Genomic DNA, 22160 nt, shown 5'->3' with positions numbered 1-22160 from the left:
GATGCTTCGGAGGTCCAAATATAGCCGTTCACTTCTCGGGAAAAGTATTAGACCTTGAGATATAGACGGCGTTTGCGAGCGTCAATTAGAGCGTAAGTTGCTAGTCCTCCTTTGCGGAGAGCATGAGGCTAATTTCCGGATGGGTGTACTTGTCGAACTCTTCTTTGGGCTCGGCGTCAAAGGTGTAGTACGACTTGATAGATTCGTCCTCCGTCTTGATGCTGATTTCTTCATATAGGGATAGGGATCCGGCTAAAAATGCCTGTTTAAATTCATCCGACAGGCTGCATGGCGTGAGGAGGCCCGGTGTGGCAACGGAAATGCCTAACCCGTTGAGCGGGGGGCGCATAGTGTCGCGATATCCTGCTCGGTGCAGGCAAGGTTGTCTGCAAGGCTTGCCTCGGGGTCGATCTGACTGGTGTAATCGACGTCCGTGAGCATGCCATCTGCATCGAAAGAAAGGTAGACATAGGCTGCTTGAGCGCCGAGGTCATTATCACGCAGATAGCCGATAATGCGGTAGCCGTAGTCGTGATACGACTCGTATGGGTCGTCTGCCGCGACGCGTTTGCACACGGGTTCCAAGGCATCTTGCGCGGCGAGCACGCCGGCGACCTCCGCGGAGCGGTCTTTGTTGGTTTGGGCTACCGCAAGTCTGCTCTGTAGCTCCTTCCACTGTTTGCCCTGCATTCCAAAGCGCGGCGCAAGAGCGCAATAGCAAAAGATGACGAGTTCGATTGCGGTGAGTGCAATGGCGGTATATATGCCCGCGGGTTGGAATTCCTTTTGATGGAACGCGATATCGTTGATTATTTGGAGCGGCAACATCAACAGGCATGCTACGAACGACATGACGAGTGCGGTCGCTGCGATCTTGGGGTACGTGCAGTACCGCTGGATGCGTTTCTTTTCTTGCTCGGTGAGCAGCTGCATGGGGCCTCGACTCTCATCGTTTTTCGAGGGCGATGCGCATACGCTCTTGAGTATGTGAGTGGAGGGTGTCTGTTGTTCAGACATGGCGGTCAGCAGCGTGCTGTTGGTGATCGATTGATCGCGAACGTCCTCTTTTGGACAAGGAAAAAGTGGCGAGTGAGGGAGCTGCTGTGGGGCGGCCCTGCTTGCTGTTTGCGGGCGCCATTCACCTTCGTTGCACAGGGACGGTCGGAGGGCTGGTTGGTGTCAAGCAACCGCCTCCGCCTTGTGGGCCGCCTCGGGGACAAGGCATAATGCATGTGACAAAGGGGCGGTTCCTTTGCCGCATTGATTTGAGAGTAGATGTTGATGATTCTATCGTTGGCCCCCATGGAGGGGATTACCGGGCATGTGTTCCGTCGCGTGCATGCGGAGTGCTTCGGTGCGCTCGACTGCTATTACACGCCGTTTTTGCCGCCGCCGCGGGTGGGCAACCGCTTTGGCGGCAAGGCGTTTAAGGAAATCAATCCGGCTAACAACCAAGGGCTTAACGTGGTGCCTCAGCTGATGTCCAAGAACGCGGATGAGTTTGTGTGGGCGGCGCGCGTGCTCGCCGACATGGGCTACCGCGAGGTTAATCTCAACCTTGGCTGCCCCTCGGGTACGGTCGTTGCCAAGGGTAAAGGATCGGGCTTCTTGCGCAACCTCGATGGGCTCGAGGTATTCTTGCTTGATGTGTGCGAGCGATCGCCGTTGCCGGTGTCGGTAAAAACCAGGCTGGGGCTGGAGAGCGACGACGAATACGAGCGCGTGCTCGACCTGTACTGTCGCATGCCGCTGGCAGAGTTGATCGTGCATCCGCGCGTACAGAAGGATCGCTATACGGGCTCGCCGCGCAAAGAGTTTTATGGCGAGACGTTGGAACGGGCACCGTTTCCGGTGGCATACAACGGCGATATTTTTGATCTTGAGGATATGGACGCGCTGGTGGAGGCCTATCCCGGTACACGCCATGTGATGCTGGGGCGTGGCTTGCTTGCGAACCCCGCGCTGGCTCGCATGGTCAAGGGCGGCCCTGCTGCCACGGCAGCCGAACTGCAGCGCTTCCACGACACGCTGTTTGCGGCATATGCAGAAGAGATTGGCGGCAACGCGGTCTTTCGCATGAAGGAGTGGTGGTTCTACGCTAAATGCGCCTTCGCCGATCCTGCTACCGTTCACAAACTCGTACGCAAGACTAAAAAGGTCGACGAATACCGCGCCGCCGTCGACCGCGTTTTCCGCGAGCAGCCGCTCGCGCCTACCGCTCGTTTCCACGGATAACTGATCTGTAGGGGGACGAAGGAAGCAAATCGTCTTGTTGGTGCCAACTCCCAGAGGCTTGGGACTGGCACCAAAAGTTGTGCAAGAAACTTGCCAAAATGTGATGATGCTATGACTATTTAAAATAATTACAATGTGATAACACTTGAGCTATAAACCTAAAGCGTATTTTGCTTATGCCATAAGAATAGCGATGTAAGATAGTTGTGCCGGCGTTCTGTCGGGCTCGATACGAAAGGAAAGGCATTCCATGAAAAAACGCTCCCATGCCGTTCTTGCGGTAACAGCAGGGCTTATGACATCCCTCTGCTTTCTTGCGCCTCAGGCTTTTGCGGATGGCGGTTTTGCTTCTGTTTCCGAGCCTGCCGTTGAGGCGTCTTCGGTGAGCACGGTTGCCAAGCCCCAAGTCGATGCCGCGTCTGCGAACGAATCTGGCACGCCTGTCGCCTCTTCTGCCGAATCTGCTGCGACCACTCCCTCCTCGGCTCCTGTTGACGCAAGTGCTTCTGCGGGCGCAAGGAACGATGCTTCTGTCGCAGAGTTTAATGGGACCCCGTACGCGACCTTTGATGAAGCGCTTGCTGTCGCCGAGAAAACTGACGGCGCGACGACCATCAAGCTCCTTGCCGATGCCGTGACTTCGGGCCTTGATTTGCACAAGGACCTCACCATCGACGGCAATGGCCACGCGCTGAAGTTCACCCACAAGGGCATTGCCCTTTGGGGTAAGGCGCTGACGTTCAATAACGTCAACGTAAGCATGGAGGGCGTTGGCTCTACGCCCTATGGCGAGTGGAAGTCGATGTCCATTTGCTTGGGCAGGGGCGCTTCTCTCACGCTCAACTCCGCCACACTCGCCATGAACGGCGACGGCACGGCCAGCGGCGTGGACGCTATCTACTTCTGCGGCAACAACGAGCTGAACCTTACGAGTGGCTCGAACCTTAAGATCTGGAACTACAAGCAGGGCAGCGCCCTCGAGTGGGACGGCGGCTCTGGCTATAACGTGAACATCACGGATGGATCTACCTACACCTCCGACAGCAACTATTCTGGTTTCACGGGATCATTCTTCGTCACTATCGATTCGTCGACGGTCAAGGTTCTTAACAGCAAGGGCAACGGCTCGAACGGCACGTACTACACCATCAAGAACGGCTCCGAAGTCACGTTCGATAACAGCGGCACCTGGGGTATTTCCGCTTGGCGCATCGACATGAGCAACGGCTCGAAGCTCTATGCGAATGACAACGGGTACAGTGGCATCTGGACTCGCGTGCTTAACGTTGACAAATCTTGCCTGGTTGACGTCGAGCGCAACGGTGCAAAGGGAACTTCCGTGCAGAACAACGGCGGCATTTTCTTCCAGGGCAACGGCACATACAAAAGCTCGATTGAGACTGGCGCAAACGTCACCATTAAAAATAATGCGGGCTCCGGTATCTACACTGCTCAAAAGGCCTGCAACCTGATCATCGGCTCCGCGACCATTACCAATAACGGCACTGGCGCCTGCAACAAGGACGGCATTGGCGCCGACATGGGTGGCGGCGTCTATAACGTGGGCACTATGAAGCTCGATCCGTCGGTTGTTATCTACAACAACCACGCCGCGAACGCCGGCGATGACATCTACAGCACCGGTGCTGGCGTCACTGAGTTTGGCAATGTTGGCGCTGACTGGATCCTTGATGACTGCGATCACACGATCGACGGCTGGTACGTTGACGGGAAGGACTCTCGCTGGTCCGCTCATGGCGAGGCCAAATATGTAGAGGCTGCTCAACCTGGTACTTACGAGGCAAAAGAAGCCCCTGTTGCATTCAAGGCTGCCCATGGCCTGGTGAGCGTCGATTACCAGTATGTCGGCGAAGCCCCCGAGAAGGCAAAGTTGCCCGATGCCGATAAGGGCCTTGAGGTTGGTTCTGCGTATGCCGCCAAGGAGCAGAAGGCTGTCGATGGTTGGACGTTCGATGGTTGGTATACCGACGAGGGCTGCACGGTCCTGTGGAACGACGGCGATTCGCTGATGGGTTCGATGACGCTCTACGGTAAGTGGACGAAGAAGCCCGTTCAGCCGATTGATAAATCCAAGACGGAGAGTGCCAAGAAGACCAAGAGCACCAAGTCACTCCCTTCGACCGGTGATAAAAGCAGCGCCGTGATGACTGCCGCCCTCGCCGGTGTTGGCACTGCGGTGCTCGGCTTTGGCGAGGCGATTCGTCGCAGGGCCAATTCCAATAGGTAGTTGATGGTTGGCAGGTCACGCTGACGGTGGGCTACATCGCTAAGCGCATTTGTTCAATTTAGGGCGTGGGTGGCTAGAGCGAGCCACCCACGCCTTTTCGTTTGACCCCTCAGGGCGGAGAAAAACGGATCACCTGTGCCGGGCTCATGCAAAAAAGCTGTACACCAGCATCCAAAGATGTCGAAAAGTGTCGACTTTGGATGCTGGTGTACATGTTTGTGCCGTATGGGTTGGGGTGGACCGGTTGCAATGTGCGTGCTAGAGCAGGTTCTCCTGTACCCATGCGATGATGTCGCTCGATTCGTAGAGCGGTTTGCCGTCGATGAACAGACAGGGAACCTGGCGTTTTCCGCCGACGGCGATAAGCGTCTGCTCGGCTTCGGTATCGGTCGAGATATTGCGCTCGGGAACGGTCACGCTGTTATCCGCCAAAAAGCGCCTGACCTTCATGCAATACGGGCAGCCGGTCATAACGTACAGCGTGAGCTCATGATTAGTAGCCATAGGTCTCCAATCGGTTGAGGTTTTGATTGAAATACCCAAAGCCGCCGCGGTCTATGCATGAGCTGTCGACGACTCGATGGCCTGTACCAGAAACGCCGTGGCTCCGGTGCCGCAGGGCTTGTCGTAGTAGTCGATAAAGCGCTGGTCAGCAAGATAGCCGTGGGCGAGGCCCAGGTATGCTTCGTCTTGGGGCTTGTGCCCCCAGTTAAGGCCAATCCATCGACGGTGCATCGCGACAAGTTTGCGGGCCTCGTTGCTTTCCGGATTGCCGTCGCCCATGGCAATCGAGAGCTGACCCAGAATAGCGCGTTCAAGTTCCTTCATGTCGTTCCATGTCTCGGGGTCCATGTCCAGCAGTGCTTCGTTTGCTGCGTCGATCGCCTCGTCGCCATAGCGCGCCCGCGCCTCGGCGCCGTAGCGCTCCTCGTTTTCCTGCACGGAGCGCCAGCGCTCCAGTTGCGGCAGGACGGCGCCCATGAGCGAGACGGCTTCGTCGAGCGACATGCCGGTGTTTTGCGCCAGCCGCGGGGCACAATCCTCGATCATCGCTTCCATGGTGGTGTCGTAGGTGTACTTGCCGTGGTCGTAGCACCACTTGCAGTAATGGTCGGTTGTGGCGCCCACAGCATCGGTGCCGCAGTCGTCGGGTGTGAGTATCATGCCGCAGCTCTGGCAATAGTGCTCGGGCATTTCGAGCAGGTGGGACAGCGGTTCTCCGGTTACGGCGGCAATGAGCTTCATCATGTCGATGCCCGGGGTGACTTCGCCGCGTTCCCAACGGCTGACGGCTTGGCGTGTGACGAAGAGCTTGGCGGCGAGCTGCTCTTGGGTAAGGTGATGGGCGCGGCGAATGGCAATGAGCTTTTCTGCAAAGGCCATAGCGACTCCTTTCTGCTGGTTGATGGCTTAAGCATACGCGGCGGCAGGCGCCCTTCCAAGCAACCGTTGGTTGCACGAGGGGAGACCGCGGCGAAGAATTGCGCGCTGCACCCCACACCTCCATGCCGTACAATGACCGGCATGGAACCTATCGCACACATACATACCGACCTGCCGCAGAAGTTCGGCATTCCGCGCAACAGCTTTTTGGCGCCCCACCTGCAGGGACGCATCGTCTTTGAGCCGGAATTTGCCTCCAACGCAGCAGTTGAGGGTCTGGACTCCTTCTCTCACCTATGGCTGCTGTGGCGCTTCGAAAACGGAACGCCCGGCGGCACGGCTAAGGATATAGCTGCCGATGCCAAGACGCAGGACAGGTCCGGCACCAACGTCAAGTGGTCGAAGACTGTGCGCCCGCCGCGTCTGGGCGGAGCCGAACGCGTGGGCGTGTTTGCCACGCGGAGTCCGTTTCGCCCCAATCCCATCGGTCTTACCTGCGTCAAGCTCAGCCGCGTTGAGCGCACCGACGACGGCCCCATCATCCATGTACTGGGGGCCGACCTGCGTGACGGCACGCCCATCTACGACATTAAGCCCTACATCCCGTTTGCGGACTGCCACCCGGATGCGACCGGCGGCTGGATTGAGGGTGCTCCGTGGCAAGAGCTCGATGTTGAGTTCCCGCAAGCGCTTCAAGACATGGTCCCGCTCGCAAAGCTCCCCGGTCTGGTCGAGGTTCTTCGCCAAGATCCGCGCCGCGCGGGCAGCAAGCACGAGCCAAACCGCGTTTACCACTTGGCTTACGCCGGACTCGACATATCGTTTACGGTTGACGGGGCCAGGTTGACGGTAACCGCAATCAACGACGCGCGAGACTAACCAGCCATTCGTCCGCACCCGTCAAATTAAGCGCCAAACCCCATGCCAAAATCGCCTACGCTGGTGGACAATAACGCCTACCGAATCATTCCGCTCTGCACGGGGGCTCAGCATGAAATACGACTTCACTTCAATCATCGACCGCCACGGCATGGACTCCATCGCCGTTGACTCTTGGGGTGAGATCCCCGGTATGGCTCCGAACGCACCCGACGAGGGCTTCGACCGCATTCCCATGTGGGTGGCGGACATGAACTTCGCCACGGTGCCTACAGTCCAGGAGCACATCATTCAGCGCGCCCAGCACCCCATGTTTGGTTACTTCAATCCGCGTTCCGAGTACTTCGACCGCATCATCGAATGGCAGAGCCGCCGTAATGGCGTCGAGGGCCTGGCGCCTGAGCATATCGGCTACGAAAACGGCGTGCTGGGCGGTGTCGTGTCGACACTGCGCGCGTATGTCCAGCCGGGCGATGCGGTGTTGGTCCACAGCCCCACCTACATCGGCTTCACCAAGTCCATCGAGGCCGCGGGCTATCGCATTGTCCACAGCCCGCTTCAGCTCGACGATCAGAGCGTGTGGCGCATGGACTTTGAGGACATGGAGCGCAAACTCGCCCAAAACCACATCCATGCCGCAGTGTTCTGCTCGCCGCACAATCCCTGCGGCCGCGTATGGGAGCGCGACGAGATCGAGCGCGCCATGGACATTTATCGCAAGCACGATTGCGTGGTGATCTCGGACGAGATTTGGTCCGATATCATTCTGCCGGGACACAAGCACATCCCGACGCAGTCGGTGAGCGAGGATGCCCGCATGCGCACGGTTGCCCTCTATGCGCCGAGCAAGACGTTTAACCTGGCGGGTCTGGTCGGCAGCTACCACATTGTCTACAACGAGACGCTGCGCGACCGCATGTGCGCTGTGTCTAACAAGACCCATTACAACGAGATGAATGTCCTTTCGATGCATGCGCTTATCGGTGCCTACCAACCGCAGGGCTACGAGTGGGTGGACGAACTCAACCAGGTGCTTGCCGACAATATCGAGTACTTCTGCGATTACGTGGACGAGCATTTTGAGGGCGTGTCCTATTCGCGTCCGCAGGGCACGTACATGGTGTTTCTGGACTGCACCGAGTGGTGCCGCGAGCATGGCCGTGATATTCAGTGGTTGCTCGACGAGGGGGCACGCGTGGGCGTGGGGTATCAGGCTGGACGTCCGTTCCATGGCCCCTGCCACATTCGCGTGAATCTGGCGCTGCCGCTTTCGCGCATAAGGGAAGCGTGCGACCGCCTAGACCGCTACGTTTTTGGGGTATAGGGGTCGCACGATTCGGGTACTGCGGCTTGCGCCCGCGTCGTCAACGTGCGTGGGCGCATAGGGCGCAGAGGGTTGCGAGCGCGTTTTCCACGTTTGCTACTTTTCTTGAATTTGCTTGCCGCAAAGGTGTTCAACCGTAATTTCATACAGCTGGACGCCCCTGATACTTTGCTTGATCTCCTCTTCGACCTCTTCGGCAGAAGGATAGTACTTGAGGGCAAACTGTCGGACTTTGTCTTCGACAAACGCCGGGTCATCGTTCACGAGGCGGCAACGGCCAAAAACCACAGTGCTTTGAACATAGGGTGCCCAGTCGTCGTCTTTGTACCAATCGTTGCCATAGACGGTAAAGCAGACTTTGTCGCTGCGTTTGAGTGCATCGACCTTATGCCCCGCCTTGGCTCCATGAAAGTAAATTTTGTCGTGCTCGGGGTCAAAGTAGTAGTTAACGGGAATGGCGTAAGGATAGCCGTCGTCTCCGTTGACGGCAAAAATGCCGCGTTTGCAATTAACGAGCAGCTCTCGTGCCTCTTGATCGGTGATAGCACGCTTCTTTCTACGAAGAGGTCTAAACATCGTGGGTTTCCTTTCTTTCCGCGTGCTGCGTGCACGGCGGTGGGTGGTATGTCTATATCAAGATACTAGTTCAGGCTGCGAGGCCGACGGGAACATCCTATTTGTCGCAGATTGAAACGCACTTTTTTGTTGTGGAAGGATTGTCCCTCACAACTCGTCGTCTAGGGGCATTCTCGATGGCTGGTTCCGTTTGCGGGGGAGGCGTGGGACAATACCGACCAAAAGCGATTGCTTGTCCTGAAAAAAAGGGGGTCTCGATGAAAAAGCTGAGGACGCTGGCCGATGTGTTGCGTCAAGCCGGTTTCGTGCGCATCACGGGCCTTTTTCTCGTCTTTTATCTTCTGTGTTCAATGGCTGTTTGGCTTTCTGAGCCAACAACTCTTACGTTTGGCGATGGCCTTTGGTTTAGCTTTGAGACCGTATCGACGATCGGCTTTGGCGACATTCCGGCCGAAACGCCGGTCGCCCGTGTCATCACGGTCGTCCTGAGCGTTATCAGCATTTTTTACATTGCCATGCTCACGGGCGTGGCGGTGAGCTACTGCAATATGCTCATCAAGATGCATCAAAAGGACACTATGGCGCGCTTTATGGATGATCTTGAGCATTTGGAAGAGCTCGATCGTGACGAGCTCGCCGATCTGTCGCGCCGCGTGCGTGAATATCGCCGGCGCCAGCGCTAAAACGGGCGCCGCGCGTCACGATGAGGGGGACTGAATTTGAATATCACCGTGTATCTGGGTGCCAGTATCGGCAATGACCCGGCGTTTCTGCCTGCGGTGCAGGAGCTGGGCAACTGGATTGGCGCCAACGGGCACGCGCTCGTGTACGGCGGATCCAAATCGGGTCTGATGGGCGCGCTCGCCGATAGCGTGCTTAATGCCGGCGGGCACGTGACGGGTGTGGAGCCGAGCTTTTTTATCGAGGCCGAGTTTCAGCATGACGGTATCGACGACCTCATCGTGACGAGCGATATGGCGGAGCGTAAGGCAAAGATGATCGAGCTCGGCGATGCGTTCATTGCCTTTCCCGGTGGGACGGGCACGCTCGAGGAGATTGCCGAGGTTATGTCCGCGGTGTCGTTGGGGCACCTGAGTGCTCCGTGCATCCTGTATAACCTGGACGGTTACTACAACGACCTCAAGGCGCTGCTCGGACACATGATTGATAAGGGTTTATCAAGCCCACGGCGCCAGCAAGGCGTTTACTTTGCCGAGGATCTGTACGAAATCGCATCAATTATCAACGGATAAGCCTTGAGCCTGTCCCGCTGTGGCCCCCGGTGGCTTCGTTTGCAGCGCAGACGGTTGGCTCGTCTGGGCCACACTCGCTCTACAATAAAACGTATCTATGTCGACTTTGACCGCGGGAGGACCCGATGGATAAGCTCGCTAAACCCACAAACCGCGCGCTGTTTTTAGTTAGCGTTGCCGTGACCGGTGCGTTCGCAGGTGCCGCGGTCTGGCTGTTCTTTTTTGTGATGGAGCATGGCATCGACTATCTATGGACCGAGATTCCGCACGCACTGGGCGTCGCTTCGCCCGAGCTCGCCAGCGGCCCGTTTGGCTTTCTGCCGTACCCGTTTTTTGTCTGCCTGCTGGGCGGCCTGTTAATCGGTCTGTACGAAAAGATGACAGACACCAAGACCGATAACCTCAATCAGGTGATGGCTAAGGTCAAGCAAGATGGGCGCTACCCGTACGACAATCTGGGCAAGCTTTCGCTTGCGGCATTGCTGCCGCTGCTGTTTGGCGGAAGTATTGGACCGGAGGCCGGCCTGACCGGCGTTATCGCGGGCCTGTGCAGCTGGGTCGGCGACCGTATGCGTCGCTTTGGCGCCGAGTTTAGGGAGCTCACGCTGCTAGGTACCCAGGCTGCCCTGACGGCGCTCTTTACCGCGCCTGTCTTTGGCTTTGTGGCGCCGCTCGCCGGTAGCGCCGACGGCCAGGGCGAAGATGCCGACGATGAGTCCGCGTCCGACGAGATCACCATCAAACTGCCCAAGGCGCAAAAGACCGTGGTCTACGGCATTGCGATTGCCGGCGGTCTGGGCACTTACCTGTTGCTTGGCCAGCTCGTGGGCGGCGGCATGGGCATGCCCAGGTTCGAGTCCGCCGAGGTGGGCAACCTGGAGCTTGCCTGGCTCATTCCGCTGGCGTTGATCGGCACCGTATGCGGTTGGCTGTACTTTGTCTCCGAGCACGCGAGCGAGGCGCTGTCCCATGCAATAGGGGAGCGTCCTGTCGTCAAGGCCATGATGGCCGGTCTGGCGCTCGCCATCTGTGGCACGCTCCTGCCCTACACCATGTTTGCCGGCGAGACCCAGGCCGATGTGCTCATGGAAACCTATCTGACCATTCCCGCCGGCGTGCTTATCGCGACCGGTCTTGTCAAGGCTATGCTGACCCCCGCCCTCATCAATATGGGCTGGCGTGGCGGTCACTTCTTCCCGGTTATCTTCTCGGGCGTAAGCCTGGGCTATGGTCTTGCCATTCTCACCGGCGCCGATCCGGTCTTTTGCGTCGCCGTCTGCACGGCATCGACGATGGGCGCCGTCATGCGCCAACCCGTTATGGTCGTGGGCCTGCTGCTCATGTGCTTCCCGCTCAAGGGCATCGTCTGCATGATCATCGCCGCAGCCATCGCCGCCGGCATTCCGCTGCCCAAGCCGCTGCGCAAGTAGCATATTGCGCTTTGCGTTTGTTCAGAACTCGTTTTGAAGAAGCCGCGCGAGGCCATTTGTTTACGGCCTCGCGCGGCTAATGTTTAGAGCTTTCTCAGCACAATGGCGATGGTGTTGAGGTATTCGAGCGCACCGGCTTCAACGGCAGCGCGGTCGCCTGCTGCGTACTCGTTGTCGCAGGCGAGCCAGTCTTTCCATGCTTCGTCCGTGCAGAGCATAGGCTGCATCGAGACAATCTCGACGCCGGGGGTCGGCTCGATCATGGCGCGCCACCAGGCTATGTCGTGCATATAGTCGAGCTGCTCGGGTGTCCAGGATTTGAGCAGGCAAACGGGCAGGTTGTCGTGGCAGTCGCGAACCATGCCGGGGATGCTTAAGTAGAGCATCCCGCCTTGCTTTACGTAGGGGAGTAGGCGCTCACTCAGATAGTGTGGGTCACGGCCGTAGTAGTTGTACGAGTCGATACTTACGACCGCATCAAAATAGTCGTGCTCAAACGGCAGCCCCTGCGAGGCGTCTGCCTTAACAGGGTGAATCGTGTCGCGCGAGATACCGAGCGAATCGAAGAACGCACGGTTTTCGACGGGGTCGCTCCACAGATCGACAGCGTAGGTGTCAAACCCGTATTCGCGGGCGAGTAGGGCGCTGGTGATACCGGCGCCCGATCCAAGGTCGCAGACGCGGACGCCGCAGGGGATATGCACATCGCGAAGCAGCTCTTCGCAGAGCTTGAGGGGATTGGGGCCCATAATCTTAGAGCGTACGAGTGTCGCGCCGAAGCTAGTTGCTTTTGGGAAGGATTGAGATTCCTGGGTTTGCATTGTTCTTTCCTATCAGGTGCAAAAATGGCAGATGACGGAGGCGGAACGGCGCAACAAACCACGGCCGTTGGACGGCCGTTTTCGTGGTTCTATGCGATTGACCGTTCCCTAAAGAACAATGACCAAAAAGACATCCCCTTGGATGACCGAGACTGAGCCGAGGCCCGTGACGTTTATATTGTAAAACGTCACGGGCGTGCCGGGATATGCCGTTTGTCACGGATTTGCGAGCGTCTAGATCTCGCTTGGCATCGGCGCTATTTCCAAATCGCGAGCGCGGCGGTGCCCAGGACGATGAAGGCGAGACCGATGGCGCTGCGCCGTGAGAGTTTTTCGTTGAATGCCAGGCGCGCAAATAGTACCGATACGACAATCGATAGTTTGTCGATCTGCACCACGACGCTCACCTGGCCTGTGGCGATGGCGTAGTAGCACAGCAGCCACGATGCGCCAGTCGCAATGCCCGATGCCGCGAGAAATACGAGTTCGTAGCGGTCTACGTGCACGGCTTGGTCCATCTTGCCTTTAGCTGCCACGATTGCCCATGCCATAACCAGTACCACACAGGTACGGATTGCCGTGGCCAGGTTGGACTCGACGCCTTCGATGCCAACCTTGGCAAGGATGGACGTGAGCGCCGCGAACACGGCGGCGCCGAGGGCGTAAGCGAGCCAGGTCCGGTCTTGCTGCCGCTCGGGTCCGGCAAACTGCTTCTTCTCGATCATTAAAAACGTACCGAGGGTGATGACAGCGGTTCCCACGAGCTTAACCGCAAGGTTGCTCGTCTCGCCAAAAAGCACGATGGCGATCAGTGCAGCGAGTACGGTGCTCATCTTGTCGACCGGTACGACCTTATTGACGTCTCCGATGCCCAACGCCTTAAAGTAACAGATCCACGAAGCACCGGTAGCGAGTCCCGAGAGGACGAGAAAGAGCCAAGATCTGGGTTCGATGCTGCCGATGGTTCCAATGGATCCAGAAATGCCCGCCATTGCCCAGGCGAAAACGAGCACCACGCAGGTGCGAATGGCCGTCGCGACATCGGAGTCGGTCTGCTTGATGCCGCATTTGGCCAGGACTGATGTGACGCCGGCAAAGAAAGCCGACACAAATGCTGCTGCGACCCACGACACGGGTGAAATGCCTCCCCAAAGAACGACCGCGCCAGATTTACGGCGCTCGTCCGATGATATCGTCCCGCCATGAAGCTTTGATATCGCTGTGGTGAGACAGGGGCCATAGTTCGAGAGGGCATTTGGTTAAGGCTCGAATCGAAGGTGAATGGTTTTCCGCGAAGTGAACGAGTAAATCTGGACCCCTGGAACATGCACACTTTTTTCGAACAAAACTGCAGGATTCTTAGACAAAAACCGCAGGAATTGAGTCCTTAAAAATGTCGATGCTACAGGGCACTGTTTTTACTCGTTCACTTCTCGGAAAAGTATTCACCTTCGATATGCTGACGGTGTCTTTTTGGTTGCCAAGAACTAGACGGCCTGCTGTGAAGGGCGGTGGTGACGCTATGCCGCCTCGTTTCATTGAAAAAATAAGCGGGGTACCACCTAAGCTTTTTTAGCCGTCGATTACAGATCGCGTACTCGATAAACCTTGGTGCTGACAGCGCAGCTGATTACACATAGTGCGAGCGCCAGTACTGCAGTTCCTGCACACAGACAGCCAAGGACGGCGGGATCGGGATTCGCCCCGGCAATCGACATGAGCCAGTTGCTGATGGGGTTGGAGGAGCTTAGCGTGGCCATGGCAAGGCATCCGAGCAGGGCAAACAGGCCAACGGATAGGCGCAGCGCCTCCATGTGTCCAAATCGAAAGAACAGCGGCTGCGCCAAGAATACCATCATGAGGGAGATAAGCATCGATGCTGCCGAGGCGATTGCGATTTCAAAGACCGTCTGTCCGGTCGAAGGAATGCCCGCGCTGTTGAAGAGCGGGATGGAGGCGATGCTCAAAAGCGTGGCGGCGCACGTCATGACGGCCGAGAAGACAACGATGCTCAGGTAGCGTGCGCAGATGATGTCTTTGCGCGTGAGGGGCAGCGTTGCCCGATAACGCTCCCATCCGTTTTGATTGTCAAAGCCTGCCAGCGAGCTCATGACCATGATGGGTGACATGGCGCTGAGCGCGCAGGCGCCGGCACTCATGCCGGAGTCGCCACCTGACGTGTTGGCGAGGGTCAGCACAACGAATATGAACAGGCCGACGCCCGCTATGCTTGGGACAAGCGTGCGAACGATGGCGAGCTCGGACATAAAGGCGCGTTTCATTTCGAAGCCCCTTTCAGCGTGAGGCGTAGATAATCGTCAATGGTTGCCCGATCGCAGGGAATCTCGGGGAAGGCCTCGAGCGTTTCGCGACGGTTGGGCACGAGCACGTCCACGCTGTAAGCGTGGTGGGAGGCACGGGCGCCTTCGACGCAAGCCATAAGCTCGGCGGCCTGCGCTTGGGTACAGTGGGCGATGCCGGCGCGGTCGGTAATGTCCTCGCGCGGCAGGTCAAACACAATCGAGCCGTTATCGATGCAAATGATGCGGTCGGCAGCGCGATCGAGGTCGGACGTAATGTGACTCGAGAGCAGCACGCTGCGCTGGCCGTCGGCGACAAAGGCAAGCAGCTCATCGAGCAGCTCCTCGCGTGCCATGGGATCAAGACCCGCGGTGGCTTCGTCCAAAACGAGCAGCTTGGCCTTGTGACTGAGCGCACAGGCAAGCTGCAGCTTCATGCCCATGCCGCGGGAGAGGTCCTTGACCTTCGCCTTGGGATCCAAGCCAAATCGGTCGATGAGGCTGGCGAAGGTGTCGTGGCTCCAGGTGGGGTACGCCGGACTTACGAGTGCCTCAACTTCGGTCACCTTGAGTGTGGAAGGGAAGGGGCATGTGTCCAGCACGAGGCCGACACGAGTGCGCAGACAACGCTGCGCTTCACCGGGCGCGTCGGCGCCGCAGTGCTGCCCAAACAGGTGCACCTCGCCGGCATCGAGTTTGATAAGCCCGAGAGCGGCGCGAATGGTCGTTGTCTTGCCGGCGCCGTTTGCGCCCACAAAGCCAACAATCTGGCCGGGCTCCACGGCGAGCGTGACATCGCGCAGCGAAAAACGGTCACTCACGCGGCGCGAGACGCCTTTGAGTTCAAGCAAGTTTTGCATGGTATAGCCTTTCTTGCAGATGGCTACTGCATGGTTTCGGGGGCTACCAGGTCGAGCATTTCGTGCAGTTTGTCGCGCGTGACGCCCAAGGCTTCGGCTTGGCTCGCCGCTTTCGCAAGCAGGTCTTCGATATGGCATAGCTGGTTTTCGCGCAAGAGCTCCTGGTTGCCCTCGGCGACAAAACAGCCCTTGCCCTGCACGGTGCAGATAAACCCGAGTTGCTCTAGGTCGGCGTAGGCGCGCTTGGTGGTGATGACGCTCACACCCAGGTCGCTCGCGAGTGCACGGATGCTGGGGAGTTTGGCTCCCGCAGCGAGCGTGCCCGATAAGATCTGAGCTTTGACTTGCGAGGTTATCTGCTCGTAGATGGGCTTGTCGCTCGAATTGGATAGGATGATGTCCACAGCGGCTCCTTAGCTGTTGGGCTACACGTGTATATAACCGGTAAGCACAGTATATATACACTATGCACAGTTATGCAAGTGGTAAATAGGGATTGTCCGCTCGTTCATTCATCTCAATCTGTAACATCTGGAACCGATTTGGACGGCTACCTGTTACAGATTGAGATTTTGCTGGTGGGCCCCACCTGGTTGTCTCAATCTGTAACAACTGGAGAAGTTTTTGGCTGCTAGATGTTACAGATCGAGATCTTTCTGGGACGCCCACCTGTTTGTCTAAATCTGTAACAGGTAGAGGTTCAAAAACCGTCTAGATGTTACAGATCGAGACAAACTGCTGCGGAGTGCCGTCATCGACTGCTACACAGGCCCCAACTGATGAATTTGTCCAGATAGGCGCCCTAGAGCGGAATTTCGCGGCTACAATAGTGCGGTTACAACGACGTAATGCACTCAATGCAAGAAAGGATCCGCATGGCAAGCCTGTCGGATGAAATCTCGTCGCGCCGCACATTCGCGATCATCAGCCACCCGGATGCCGGTAAGACCACGCTTACCGAGAAGCTGCTGCTCTATACCGGCAGCATCCAGACCGCCGGCTCGGTCAAGGGCAAGAGCTCGGCCAAGCATGCCGTCTCGGACTGGATGGACATCGAGAAGGAGCGCGGCATTTCCGTCACCTCCTCGGTGCTGCAGTTCACTTACAACGGCGCCTGCGTCAACATCCTCGATACCCCCGGTCACCAGGACTTTTCGGAGGATACCTACCGTACCCTTATGGCCGCTGACGCCGCAGTCATGGTCATCGACGGCGCCAAGGGCGTCGAGGCCCAGACCAAGAAGCTCTTTAAGGTCTGTACGCTGCGCCACATTCCCATCTTCACCTTTGTGAACAAGCTCGACCACGAGGCTCGCGATCCGTTTGAGCTCATGGAAGAGATCGAGAATGTCCTGGGCATCAATACGTATCCCATGAACTGGCCGATCGGCAGCGGCCGCAATTTCCGCGGCGTGTTCGATCGTCAGACCCGTCGCGTCATTGCCTTTGAGGGCGACGGTCACGCCAACGCCACCAAGAAGGTCGCCGAGGTCGAGGCCGAGCTGGGCGATTCTTCCATGGATGAGCTCATCGGCGAGGAGAACCATAAGAACCTGATGGACGACATCGAGTTGCTCGATGGTGCCGGCGACGAGCTCGACTTGGATGCCGTGGCCTGCGGCAAGCTGAGCCCGGCGTTCTTTGGCTCGGCGCTTACCAACTTTGGCGTGGAACCCTTCCTTAAGGAGTTCCTGCGTCTGGCCCCGACGCCGCGTGCCTATACCGATACGCTTACCAGTGAACCGGTCGACCCCTGCCGCGACGACTTTAGCGGCTTTGTGTTTAAGATCCAGGCCAACATGGACAAGAACCACCGCGACCGCATCGCCTTTGTGCGCATTTGCTCGGGTAAGTTCGAGCGCGGCATGGATGCCTTCCACGTGCAGGGCAACCGCAAGCTTAAGCTTGCCACGGGCACGTCGATGATGGCCGACGACCGCGCCATCGTGGACGAGGCGTACGCGGGCGATATCGTGGGCCTGTTCGACCCGGGTATCTTTAGCGTCGGCGACACCGTGTGCTCCGGCAAGCGCCATGTGCAGTACCCACAGATCCCGACGTTTGCCCCCGAGATGTTCGCTCGCATTACGCAGGTCGACACGCTCAAGCGCAAGCAGTTCGTCAAGGGCATGGAGGAGCTTGCCCAGGAGGGCGCCATCCAGATCTTCCGCGAGCTTGGTGCCGGCATGGAGAGCGTCATTGTGGGCGTGGTCGGCGTGCTACAGTTTGAGGTACTCGAGCGCCGCCTCAAGGCCGAGTACCGTGTTGAGGTTCGTCGCCAGCCGCTGCCCTATACGGACATTCGCTGGATCCAGAACGACCCCGACACCATCGATATCCCGGGCCTTTCGCTCACGCGTGACACACTGCGCGTCGAGGACATGCGCGGTGGCAAGCTGTTGCTGTTTACGAGCCCGTGGAACGTGGATTGGGCAACCGACCACAATCCCGACCTTATCCTGTCGGAGTTTGGCAACGTAGTCTTTTAACGCATCGGCGCGGCGGCCCTGCGGGGCTGCCGCGCTGCCTGCTTGCCTGATGCCGCGTAAGCGGCTATCATGCCCACCGTCGTCTCAAGACCGGGGCGTCCGAGCAGTTCGGGTCCGATATCCTGCTCGTTAAACCTAAAACCAAAGGAGTACATAATGATCAAGAAGGTCATGGAGGACTACAAGGTCCTGTTGCGGAGCATTCCCGCGGCAACGGTTTCGCTGTTTTTCGTGAGCGTTATCATGATGAACCTGCTGGCCAACAAAGAGCTCATCAGCCTGCCGTATCTGGCACTCGATTGCGGCTTTGTGGTGAGCTGGGTCTCGTTTTTGTGCCAGGACATGATCTGCAAGCGCTTTGGCGCCAAGGCATCCATCAAAATCTCTATCCTCGCACTGGCGGTCAACCTTGCCGTGAGCCTGTGCTTTTGGGCGTGCTCGCTCACACCCGGTATGTGGGGCGCCTACTACGACACGGGCATGATCGAGGTCAACACCGCCCTTAACGCCACCATCGGCGGCACCTGGTACGTGGTGCTGGGCTCTTCGCTGGCAATGTTCGTTTCTGCCGTGGTTAACTCCACGCTCAACCAGTCGCTCGGCCGTATGCTCAAAAAGAATAACTTTGCGAGCTTCGCCTTCCGCTCCTATGTGTCCACGGGTGTTGGCCAGTTTATCGACAACCTGGTCTTTGCCATTGTGGTGAGCCACACGTTCTTTGGTTGGACCTGGGTGCAGGTCCTTATGTGCTCGCTGACCGGCGCTGTTGCCGAGCTGCTGTGCGAGGTCTTCCTGAGCCCCGTGGGCTACAAGGTCGTGCGCGGCTGGGAGCGTGAGAATGTGGGCGCCGAGTACCTTGAGCGCCACGCAACCGCCTAAGGAGCAAGTATGCGGGTTTTGATTACGGGCGCTTCGGGCGGTATCGGAGCCGCGTGCGTGCAGCGCTTTTTGGACGAGGGCCACGAGGTCGTGGGCTTTGATCTGCTGCCGGCGGTGATCGAACATGAGCGCTACCGCCATCTGGTCGTTGATGTACGCGAGCCTGACTCGTTTCCAGGCGATCTTGAACCCCAGGTAATCGTGAACGTTGCGGGTACGCAGGATTCGGCTGACGACATCGCCGCCAACCTGTGTGGCACCATCAACGTGACCGAGTGCTACGCCTTTGTGGGGGAGGGGCTTGCTGCCAAGCCGGCGCCCGCTATCAAATCCGTGGTCAATGTGGGGTCGGCGAGCGGGCATACGGGATCGGAGTTTCCCGCCTATGCTGCCAGCAAGGGCGGCGTTATCGCCTACACCAAGAACCTTGCAAACCGCCTGGCACCGCAGGCCATCGCCAACAGTGTGGACCCGGGTGGCGTTATCACGCCGCTCAACCGTTGCGTGATGGAAGACGAACACCTGTGGAACCAGATTATGGAGCTTACACCGCTTAAACGCTGGGCAACCGCCCAAGAGATCGCCGAATGGATCTACTTTGTGGGCGTGACCAACCGGTTTATGACCGGGCAGAGCCTGCTCATTGATGGCGGCGAGGCCGGCCGCACACAATTTATTTGGCCCGAATAGGAAACGCGCCCGATGGAAAGCCGTCGGGCGTATTTTTGATGTATCGATTTTTAGCCGAGACAAGTCCAGTTGACGGGGGTCGAGCCGTGCTGTTCGAGTAGCCGATTGGCTGCCGAGAAGGGTCGCGACCCCATAAAAGCGGGGAGTTCTGCCGTGGCACGGTTGGCCGAAAGCGGCGAGGGGTGCGTGGAGGCAAGGCAGAACTTGCCGGTTGTTTTGCCCGCGTCGATTGCGGCGAGCTTGCCCTCAACCATCTGCTGGGCAAAGCGGCCCCATGCCAAAAAGACTACCGGTTGGGGTAGCTGGCAGCAGCGTTCGATAACGTAGTCGGTGAGCGTACTCCAGCCCAGCTTGGCGTGTGAGTTCGCGGCATGCTCGCGCACGGTAAGCGTAGTGTTGAGGAGCAGGACGCCCTGTTGTGCCCATGGCGTCAGATCTCCCGTGGCGGGAATGGGACAACTCAGATCGGCTTTGAGTTCCTTATAGATGTTGCGCAGGCTTGGCGGCAACTTGGTTTGCGTCGCGGGGACCGAGAACGATAACCCCATGGCCTGGTTGGGCCCGTGATAAGGATCTTGGCCCAAGATGACAACTTTGACCTGGTCGGCCGGCGTGTAGGCGAGGGCATTGAGGATGTCGTCTTGTGCCGGGTAGATGGTCTGCTCGGCACGCAAAAGGGCGATGCGCTCGAGTAGCTGGTTCGTAGCGTCACGTACCGGCTGCGGCGCATCGCCCAACCAAGTTGCTATGTTGCGGTCGCGAGTTGCGGTGTCCATGGAGCTCCTTTATGGCAAATGCTATGTTGGCATCTATTGTAAAGGCGCACCGGTTGCCTTTATGCCGCGGCTGCATGAAGAGCGGGGTCTATGAGGCGCGCTCGGGCACTCCTGCCATATGAGCGCGTCCATGTGCGCGGAGGTGCGGAAGCTCGACGGTTGCCGCCATGACGCCGGTGAGGATGAGAGCTGCACCCAGGAAGGCGATGGGGCTCAGGACCTCGCCGACTAGGAAGAACGAAAAGACGGCGGAGCAGACTGGCTCGAGCGAGAAGGCAAAGCCGGTGGTCTCGGCGGGCACGTGGGGCTGCACGAGCGTCTGGGTGATAAAGCCGTAGGCAGAGCAGATGAGTGCGAGTGCGACGACGACCACGACCTCGCCCGGCGTGCCGGGGAGTGTGAAACCGCCAAAGGTGAATGCGGCGATGCCCGAGAATAAGCCGCCGAAGCCCAGCTGCCAAACGCCCAGAGCAAGCGGATCGACTTCTTCGACAAAGCGCTTGGCCACGATAATGTGGCCGGCATAGACAAAGGCGGAGAGCAGCATGATGAGCGCGCCCGGGTTCAGGCTGGTGAAGTCGGCGCCCGAGAGCAGCAACATACCGCAGGTGACGATGGTGGTGCCGACGAGCACTTTGCGCTCGGGGGCGCGGTGCAGCAGGGCGGCGTTGGCAAACGGCACGATCACGACCGTCAGGCTCTGCAAAAAGCCGGCAGTGGAGGCAGAGGTGAGGCTGGAGCCCAGGCACATGCAGGTGAGCTCGGTTGCCATGATGGCGCCGATGATGGCGGCACGGACCATAAGGTCGCGGTTAATGCGCAACGCGCGCTTGTGGAAGAGCAGCAGGCAGGCCACAAAAGCGATGATGCAGCGTAGCGCGACGATACTCGTGGCGTTCATGCTGTCCATGCCGATCTTCATGAGGGGATACGAAAAGCCCCATGCGACGGGAACGGAAAATGAGAGCGCGATTGCTTTTTTGCGATCCATGGGACTCCTTTTGTTGCAGAACGGTTTCGTAAAAAGGATTCTGCTCCCAGATTTTGATGTAGTAAAGCGAATGTATCTTCAGTATGATTAAGAAATGCTAATGTCATTAGGAAAAGCACTGGCAAAACGTTTTACGGCTGCATTGTTGTGGAGGCACGATGGCGTCGCGGTATCAGATTGTTTGTATGGTGGTCGATTGCGGCAGCCTTAAGGGCGCGGCGGACGAGCTGGGCTATACGCAAAGTGCGGTGAGCCAGGCCGTCAAGGCACTCGAGCGCGAGCTGGGTACCACGCTTATCGAGCGCGGTAAGCAGGGCGTTTCGCTTACGCGCGACGGTAAACAATATCTGCCGTATCTGCGCCAGATTGTGACTGCCGAGGCTGAGCTCGAGGGCAAGCGCCAGGAGCTGCTGGGGCTTTCGTCGTCCGATATTCGCATCGCGACGTTTACCAACGTGAGTCGAACCGTGTTACCGCGCGTGATCCGCGACTTTGGGGCGCTGCACCCGGGCGTACGCTTTACCCTCAAGCAGGGCGACTACACGCGCAACGCCCAATGGGTGCACGACGGCGTAGTGGATTTTTGCTTTACGGCACGTGGGTTTACCGCAGGGCTCGAGAAGCGCGTGGTCTATCACGACGAGTTGGTGGCACTGTTGCCTGTCGCGCATCCGCTGGCGGCAAAGGAAAAAGTGACGCTCGCCGACCTGGCTTCCGAGCCGTTTGTGCTGCTGGATGAGGGCGAACAGAGCCTGGTGCTCGATGCATTCGCGGCGCATGGGCTGTCGCCGCACGTGACGAGCGAGGTGACCGACGACTACACCATCATGGCGATGGTGGAGGAGGGTCTAGGCGTGAGTATGCTCTACCGTCGTACTGTGGAGGGCATGCGGGCCGATATTCGCGTACGTCCCATCGTGCACGCCCCCTCACGCGACGTAGTGGCGGCCTGGCGCAGCTGGGACACCATGCCTATCGCCACGAGGCGCTTTATCGACTATATGAGCTCGCATATTGTCAATTAAT

Annotated in this window: 23 protein-coding genes; 11 read left to right on the top strand and 12 right to left on the bottom strand. The window is 58.2% G+C overall.

Annotated features, from left to right (window positions below):
- Positions 1-100 precede the first annotated feature (100 nt).
- Both ACTM82_RS06025 and ACTM82_RS06020 read right to left on the bottom strand, forming a co-directional pair.
- Positions 101-349 (bottom strand): hypothetical protein, encoded by a 249-nt coding sequence (locus ACTM82_RS06025; RefSeq protein WP_441055064.1) that lies wholly within the window; start codon positions 347-349, stop codon positions 101-103.
- Positions 325-933 (bottom strand): hypothetical protein, encoded by a 609-nt coding sequence (locus tag ACTM82_RS06020; protein ID WP_441055066.1) that lies wholly within the window; start codon positions 931-933, stop codon positions 325-327. Before ACTM82_RS06020 ends, ACTM82_RS06025 begins: the two co-directional genes overlap by 25 nt.
- A gap of 369 nt (positions 934-1302) precedes the next feature.
- On the opposite strand from ACTM82_RS06020, the gene ACTM82_RS06015 reads away from it, so the two are divergent.
- Entirely contained in the window at positions 1303-2235 is a 933-nt protein-coding gene (locus ACTM82_RS06015; protein ID WP_441088522.1) for a tRNA dihydrouridine synthase, read from the top strand.
- 250 nt (positions 2236-2485) lie between these two features.
- The gene (locus ACTM82_RS06010; RefSeq protein ID WP_441055070.1) at positions 2486-4483 is read left to right on the top strand and encodes an InlB B-repeat-containing protein; all 1998 of its coding nucleotides are present in this window, start codon (positions 2486-2488) and stop codon (positions 4481-4483) included.
- A 258-nt stretch (positions 4484-4741) separates the two neighbouring features.
- On the opposite strand, the gene ACTM82_RS06005 is transcribed toward ACTM82_RS06010, so the two are convergent.
- On the bottom strand, positions 4742-4987 hold the full coding sequence (locus ACTM82_RS06005; RefSeq protein WP_441048546.1) for a glutaredoxin family protein: 246 nt from the start codon (positions 4985-4987) through the stop codon (positions 4742-4744).
- A gap of 51 nt (positions 4988-5038) precedes the next feature.
- Positions 5039-5866, bottom strand: coding sequence for a TipAS antibiotic-recognition domain-containing protein (locus ACTM82_RS06000; RefSeq protein ID WP_441055072.1), 828 nt, complete (start codon positions 5864-5866; stop codon positions 5039-5041).
- A 141-nt stretch (positions 5867-6007) separates the two neighbouring features.
- On the opposite strand from ACTM82_RS06000, the gene tsaA reads away from it, so the two are divergent.
- Both tsaA and ACTM82_RS05990 read left to right on the top strand, forming a co-directional pair.
- Positions 6008-6745: a tRNA (N6-threonylcarbamoyladenosine(37)-N6)-methyltransferase TrmO gene (gene tsaA / locus ACTM82_RS05995; RefSeq protein ID WP_441055074.1), complete on the top strand. Its 738-nt coding sequence runs from the start codon at positions 6008-6010 to the stop codon at positions 6743-6745.
- Between the two features lie 112 nt (positions 6746-6857).
- Positions 6858-8069: a MalY/PatB family protein gene (locus ACTM82_RS05990; protein ID WP_441055076.1), complete on the top strand. Its 1212-nt coding sequence runs from the start codon at positions 6858-6860 to the stop codon at positions 8067-8069.
- Between the two features lie 96 nt (positions 8070-8165).
- Here the strand turns inward: ACTM82_RS05990 and ACTM82_RS05985 are convergent, their stop codons facing one another.
- Positions 8166-8645, bottom strand: coding sequence for a pyridoxamine 5'-phosphate oxidase family protein (locus ACTM82_RS05985; protein WP_154516961.1), 480 nt, complete (start codon positions 8643-8645; stop codon positions 8166-8168).
- A gap of 257 nt (positions 8646-8902) precedes the next feature.
- Here ACTM82_RS05985 and ACTM82_RS05980 point away from each other — a divergent pair, with 257 nt between their 5' ends.
- From ACTM82_RS05980 to ACTM82_RS05970, 3 genes are all read left to right on the top strand, one after another.
- Positions 8903-9328, top strand: a complete 426-nt coding sequence (locus ACTM82_RS05980) for a potassium channel family protein (RefSeq protein ID WP_154516963.1) — start codon at positions 8903-8905, stop codon at positions 9326-9328.
- A gap of 36 nt (positions 9329-9364) precedes the next feature.
- A complete protein-coding gene (locus ACTM82_RS05975; protein WP_441055078.1) occupies positions 9365-9898 on the top strand; it encodes a TIGR00730 family Rossman fold protein in 534 nt (177 codons plus the stop codon).
- Between the two features lie 125 nt (positions 9899-10023).
- Complete coding sequence (locus ACTM82_RS05970; RefSeq protein ID WP_441055080.1) at positions 10024-11328, top strand: chloride channel protein; 1305 nt, start codon at positions 10024-10026, stop codon at positions 11326-11328.
- Positions 11329-11411: 83 nt separating this feature from the next.
- Here ACTM82_RS05970 and ACTM82_RS05965 read toward each other — a convergent pair whose 3' ends face one another.
- From ACTM82_RS05965 to ACTM82_RS05945, 5 genes are all read right to left on the bottom strand, one after another.
- Entirely contained in the window at positions 11412-12077 is a 666-nt protein-coding gene (locus tag ACTM82_RS05965) for an SAM-dependent methyltransferase (RefSeq protein WP_441055082.1), read from the bottom strand.
- Between the two features lie 329 nt (positions 12078-12406).
- Positions 12407-13282 (bottom strand): EamA family transporter, encoded by an 876-nt coding sequence (locus tag ACTM82_RS05960; protein WP_441055084.1) that lies wholly within the window; start codon positions 13280-13282, stop codon positions 12407-12409.
- A 450-nt stretch (positions 13283-13732) separates the two neighbouring features.
- Positions 13733-14431: an ABC-2 transporter permease gene (locus tag ACTM82_RS05955; RefSeq protein WP_427794271.1), complete on the bottom strand. Its 699-nt coding sequence runs from the start codon at positions 14429-14431 to the stop codon at positions 13733-13735.
- Positions 14428-15309, bottom strand: a complete 882-nt coding sequence (locus ACTM82_RS05950; protein WP_441055086.1) for an ABC transporter ATP-binding protein — start codon at positions 15307-15309, stop codon at positions 14428-14430. The genes ACTM82_RS05955 and ACTM82_RS05950 overlap by 4 nt, the downstream gene beginning before the upstream one ends.
- A 23-nt stretch (positions 15310-15332) precedes the next feature.
- Entirely contained in the window at positions 15333-15713 is a 381-nt protein-coding gene (locus tag ACTM82_RS05945; protein ID WP_370450620.1) for a GntR family transcriptional regulator, read from the bottom strand.
- Positions 15714-16184: 471 nt separating this feature from the next.
- Between ACTM82_RS05945 and ACTM82_RS05940 the strand changes: the two genes are divergently transcribed.
- The 3 genes from ACTM82_RS05940 (at position 16185) to ACTM82_RS05930 (ending at position 19367) form a co-directional block, all read left to right on the top strand.
- Complete coding sequence (locus ACTM82_RS05940; RefSeq protein ID WP_427719358.1) at positions 16185-17798, top strand: peptide chain release factor 3; 1614 nt, start codon at positions 16185-16187, stop codon at positions 17796-17798.
- 156 nt (positions 17799-17954) lie between these two features.
- The gene (locus tag ACTM82_RS05935; RefSeq protein WP_427728338.1) at positions 17955-18677 is read left to right on the top strand and encodes a VUT family protein; all 723 of its coding nucleotides are present in this window, start codon (positions 17955-17957) and stop codon (positions 18675-18677) included.
- 9 nt (positions 18678-18686) lie between these two features.
- Positions 18687-19367 carry an SDR family NAD(P)-dependent oxidoreductase gene (locus ACTM82_RS05930; RefSeq protein WP_441055090.1) on the top strand — a complete coding sequence of 227 codons (681 nt, stop codon included), beginning with the start codon at positions 18687-18689 and terminating at the stop codon, positions 19365-19367.
- Positions 19368-19417: 50 nt separating this feature from the next.
- Here ACTM82_RS05930 and ACTM82_RS05925 read toward each other — a convergent pair whose 3' ends face one another.
- Both ACTM82_RS05925 and ACTM82_RS05920 read right to left on the bottom strand, forming a co-directional pair.
- A complete protein-coding gene (locus tag ACTM82_RS05925) occupies positions 19418-20143 on the bottom strand; it encodes a uracil-DNA glycosylase (protein WP_441055092.1) in 726 nt (241 codons plus the stop codon).
- An 88-nt stretch (positions 20144-20231) separates the two neighbouring features.
- Positions 20232-21134: a DMT family transporter gene (locus ACTM82_RS05920; RefSeq protein ID WP_441055094.1), complete on the bottom strand. Its 903-nt coding sequence runs from the start codon at positions 21132-21134 to the stop codon at positions 20232-20234.
- Positions 21135-21292: 158 nt separating this feature from the next.
- Here ACTM82_RS05920 and ACTM82_RS05915 point away from each other — a divergent pair, with 158 nt between their 5' ends.
- Positions 21293-22159: a LysR family transcriptional regulator gene (locus ACTM82_RS05915; RefSeq protein WP_441063995.1), complete on the top strand. Its 867-nt coding sequence runs from the start codon at positions 21293-21295 to the stop codon at positions 22157-22159.
- Position 22160: the final 1 nt, after the last annotated feature.

This window comes from Collinsella sp. HCP3S3_E5, assembly GCF_052067635.1.
GTDB lineage: Bacteria > Actinomycetota > Coriobacteriia > Coriobacteriales > Coriobacteriaceae > Collinsella.
This window is presented reverse-complemented; position numbering and strand designations above follow the sequence as displayed.

Bases quoted from the DNA above. Each gene is read 5' to 3' on its own strand.
- ACTM82_RS06025 (WP_441055064.1), bottom strand. From the start codon at position 349: ATGCGCCCCCCGCTCAACGGGTTAGGCATTTCCGTTGCCACACCGGGC.
- ACTM82_RS06020 (WP_441055066.1), bottom strand. From the start codon at position 933: ATGCAGCTGCTCACCGAGCAAGAAAAGAAACGCATCCAGCGGTACTGC.
- ACTM82_RS06015 (WP_441088522.1), top strand. From the start codon at position 1,303: ATGGAGGGGATTACCGGGCATGTGTTCCGTCGCGTGCATGCGGAGTGC.
- ACTM82_RS06010 (WP_441055070.1), top strand. From the start codon at position 2,486: ATGAAAAAACGCTCCCATGCCGTTCTTGCGGTAACAGCAGGGCTTATG.
- ACTM82_RS06005 (WP_441048546.1), bottom strand. From the start codon at position 4,987: ATGGCTACTAATCATGAGCTCACGCTGTACGTTATGACCGGCTGCCCG.
- ACTM82_RS06000 (WP_441055072.1), bottom strand. From the start codon at position 5,866: ATGGCCTTTGCAGAAAAGCTCATTGCCATTCGCCGCGCCCATCACCTT.
- tsaA (WP_441055074.1), top strand. From the start codon at position 6,008: ATGGAACCTATCGCACACATACATACCGACCTGCCGCAGAAGTTCGGC.
- ACTM82_RS05990 (WP_441055076.1), top strand. From the start codon at position 6,858: ATGAAATACGACTTCACTTCAATCATCGACCGCCACGGCATGGACTCC.
- ACTM82_RS05985 (WP_154516961.1), bottom strand. From the start codon at position 8,645: ATGTTTAGACCTCTTCGTAGAAAGAAGCGTGCTATCACCGATCAAGAG.
- ACTM82_RS05980 (WP_154516963.1), top strand. From the start codon at position 8,903: ATGAAAAAGCTGAGGACGCTGGCCGATGTGTTGCGTCAAGCCGGTTTC.
- ACTM82_RS05970 (WP_441055080.1), top strand. From the start codon at position 10,024: ATGGATAAGCTCGCTAAACCCACAAACCGCGCGCTGTTTTTAGTTAGC.
- ACTM82_RS05965 (WP_441055082.1), bottom strand. From the start codon at position 12,077: ATGGGCCCCAATCCCCTCAAGCTCTGCGAAGAGCTGCTTCGCGATGTG.
- ACTM82_RS05955 (WP_427794271.1), bottom strand. From the start codon at position 14,431: ATGAAACGCGCCTTTATGTCCGAGCTCGCCATCGTTCGCACGCTTGTC.
- ACTM82_RS05950 (WP_441055086.1), bottom strand. From the start codon at position 15,309: ATGCAAAACTTGCTTGAACTCAAAGGCGTCTCGCGCCGCGTGAGTGAC.
- ACTM82_RS05940 (WP_427719358.1), top strand. From the start codon at position 16,185: ATGGCAAGCCTGTCGGATGAAATCTCGTCGCGCCGCACATTCGCGATC.
- ACTM82_RS05935 (WP_427728338.1), top strand. From the start codon at position 17,955: ATGATCAAGAAGGTCATGGAGGACTACAAGGTCCTGTTGCGGAGCATT.
- ACTM82_RS05930 (WP_441055090.1), top strand. From the start codon at position 18,687: ATGCGGGTTTTGATTACGGGCGCTTCGGGCGGTATCGGAGCCGCGTGC.
- ACTM82_RS05925 (WP_441055092.1), bottom strand. From the start codon at position 20,143: ATGGACACCGCAACTCGCGACCGCAACATAGCAACTTGGTTGGGCGAT.
- ACTM82_RS05920 (WP_441055094.1), bottom strand. From the start codon at position 21,134: ATGGATCGCAAAAAAGCAATCGCGCTCTCATTTTCCGTTCCCGTCGCA.
- ACTM82_RS05915 (WP_441063995.1), top strand. From the start codon at position 21,293: ATGGCGTCGCGGTATCAGATTGTTTGTATGGTGGTCGATTGCGGCAGC.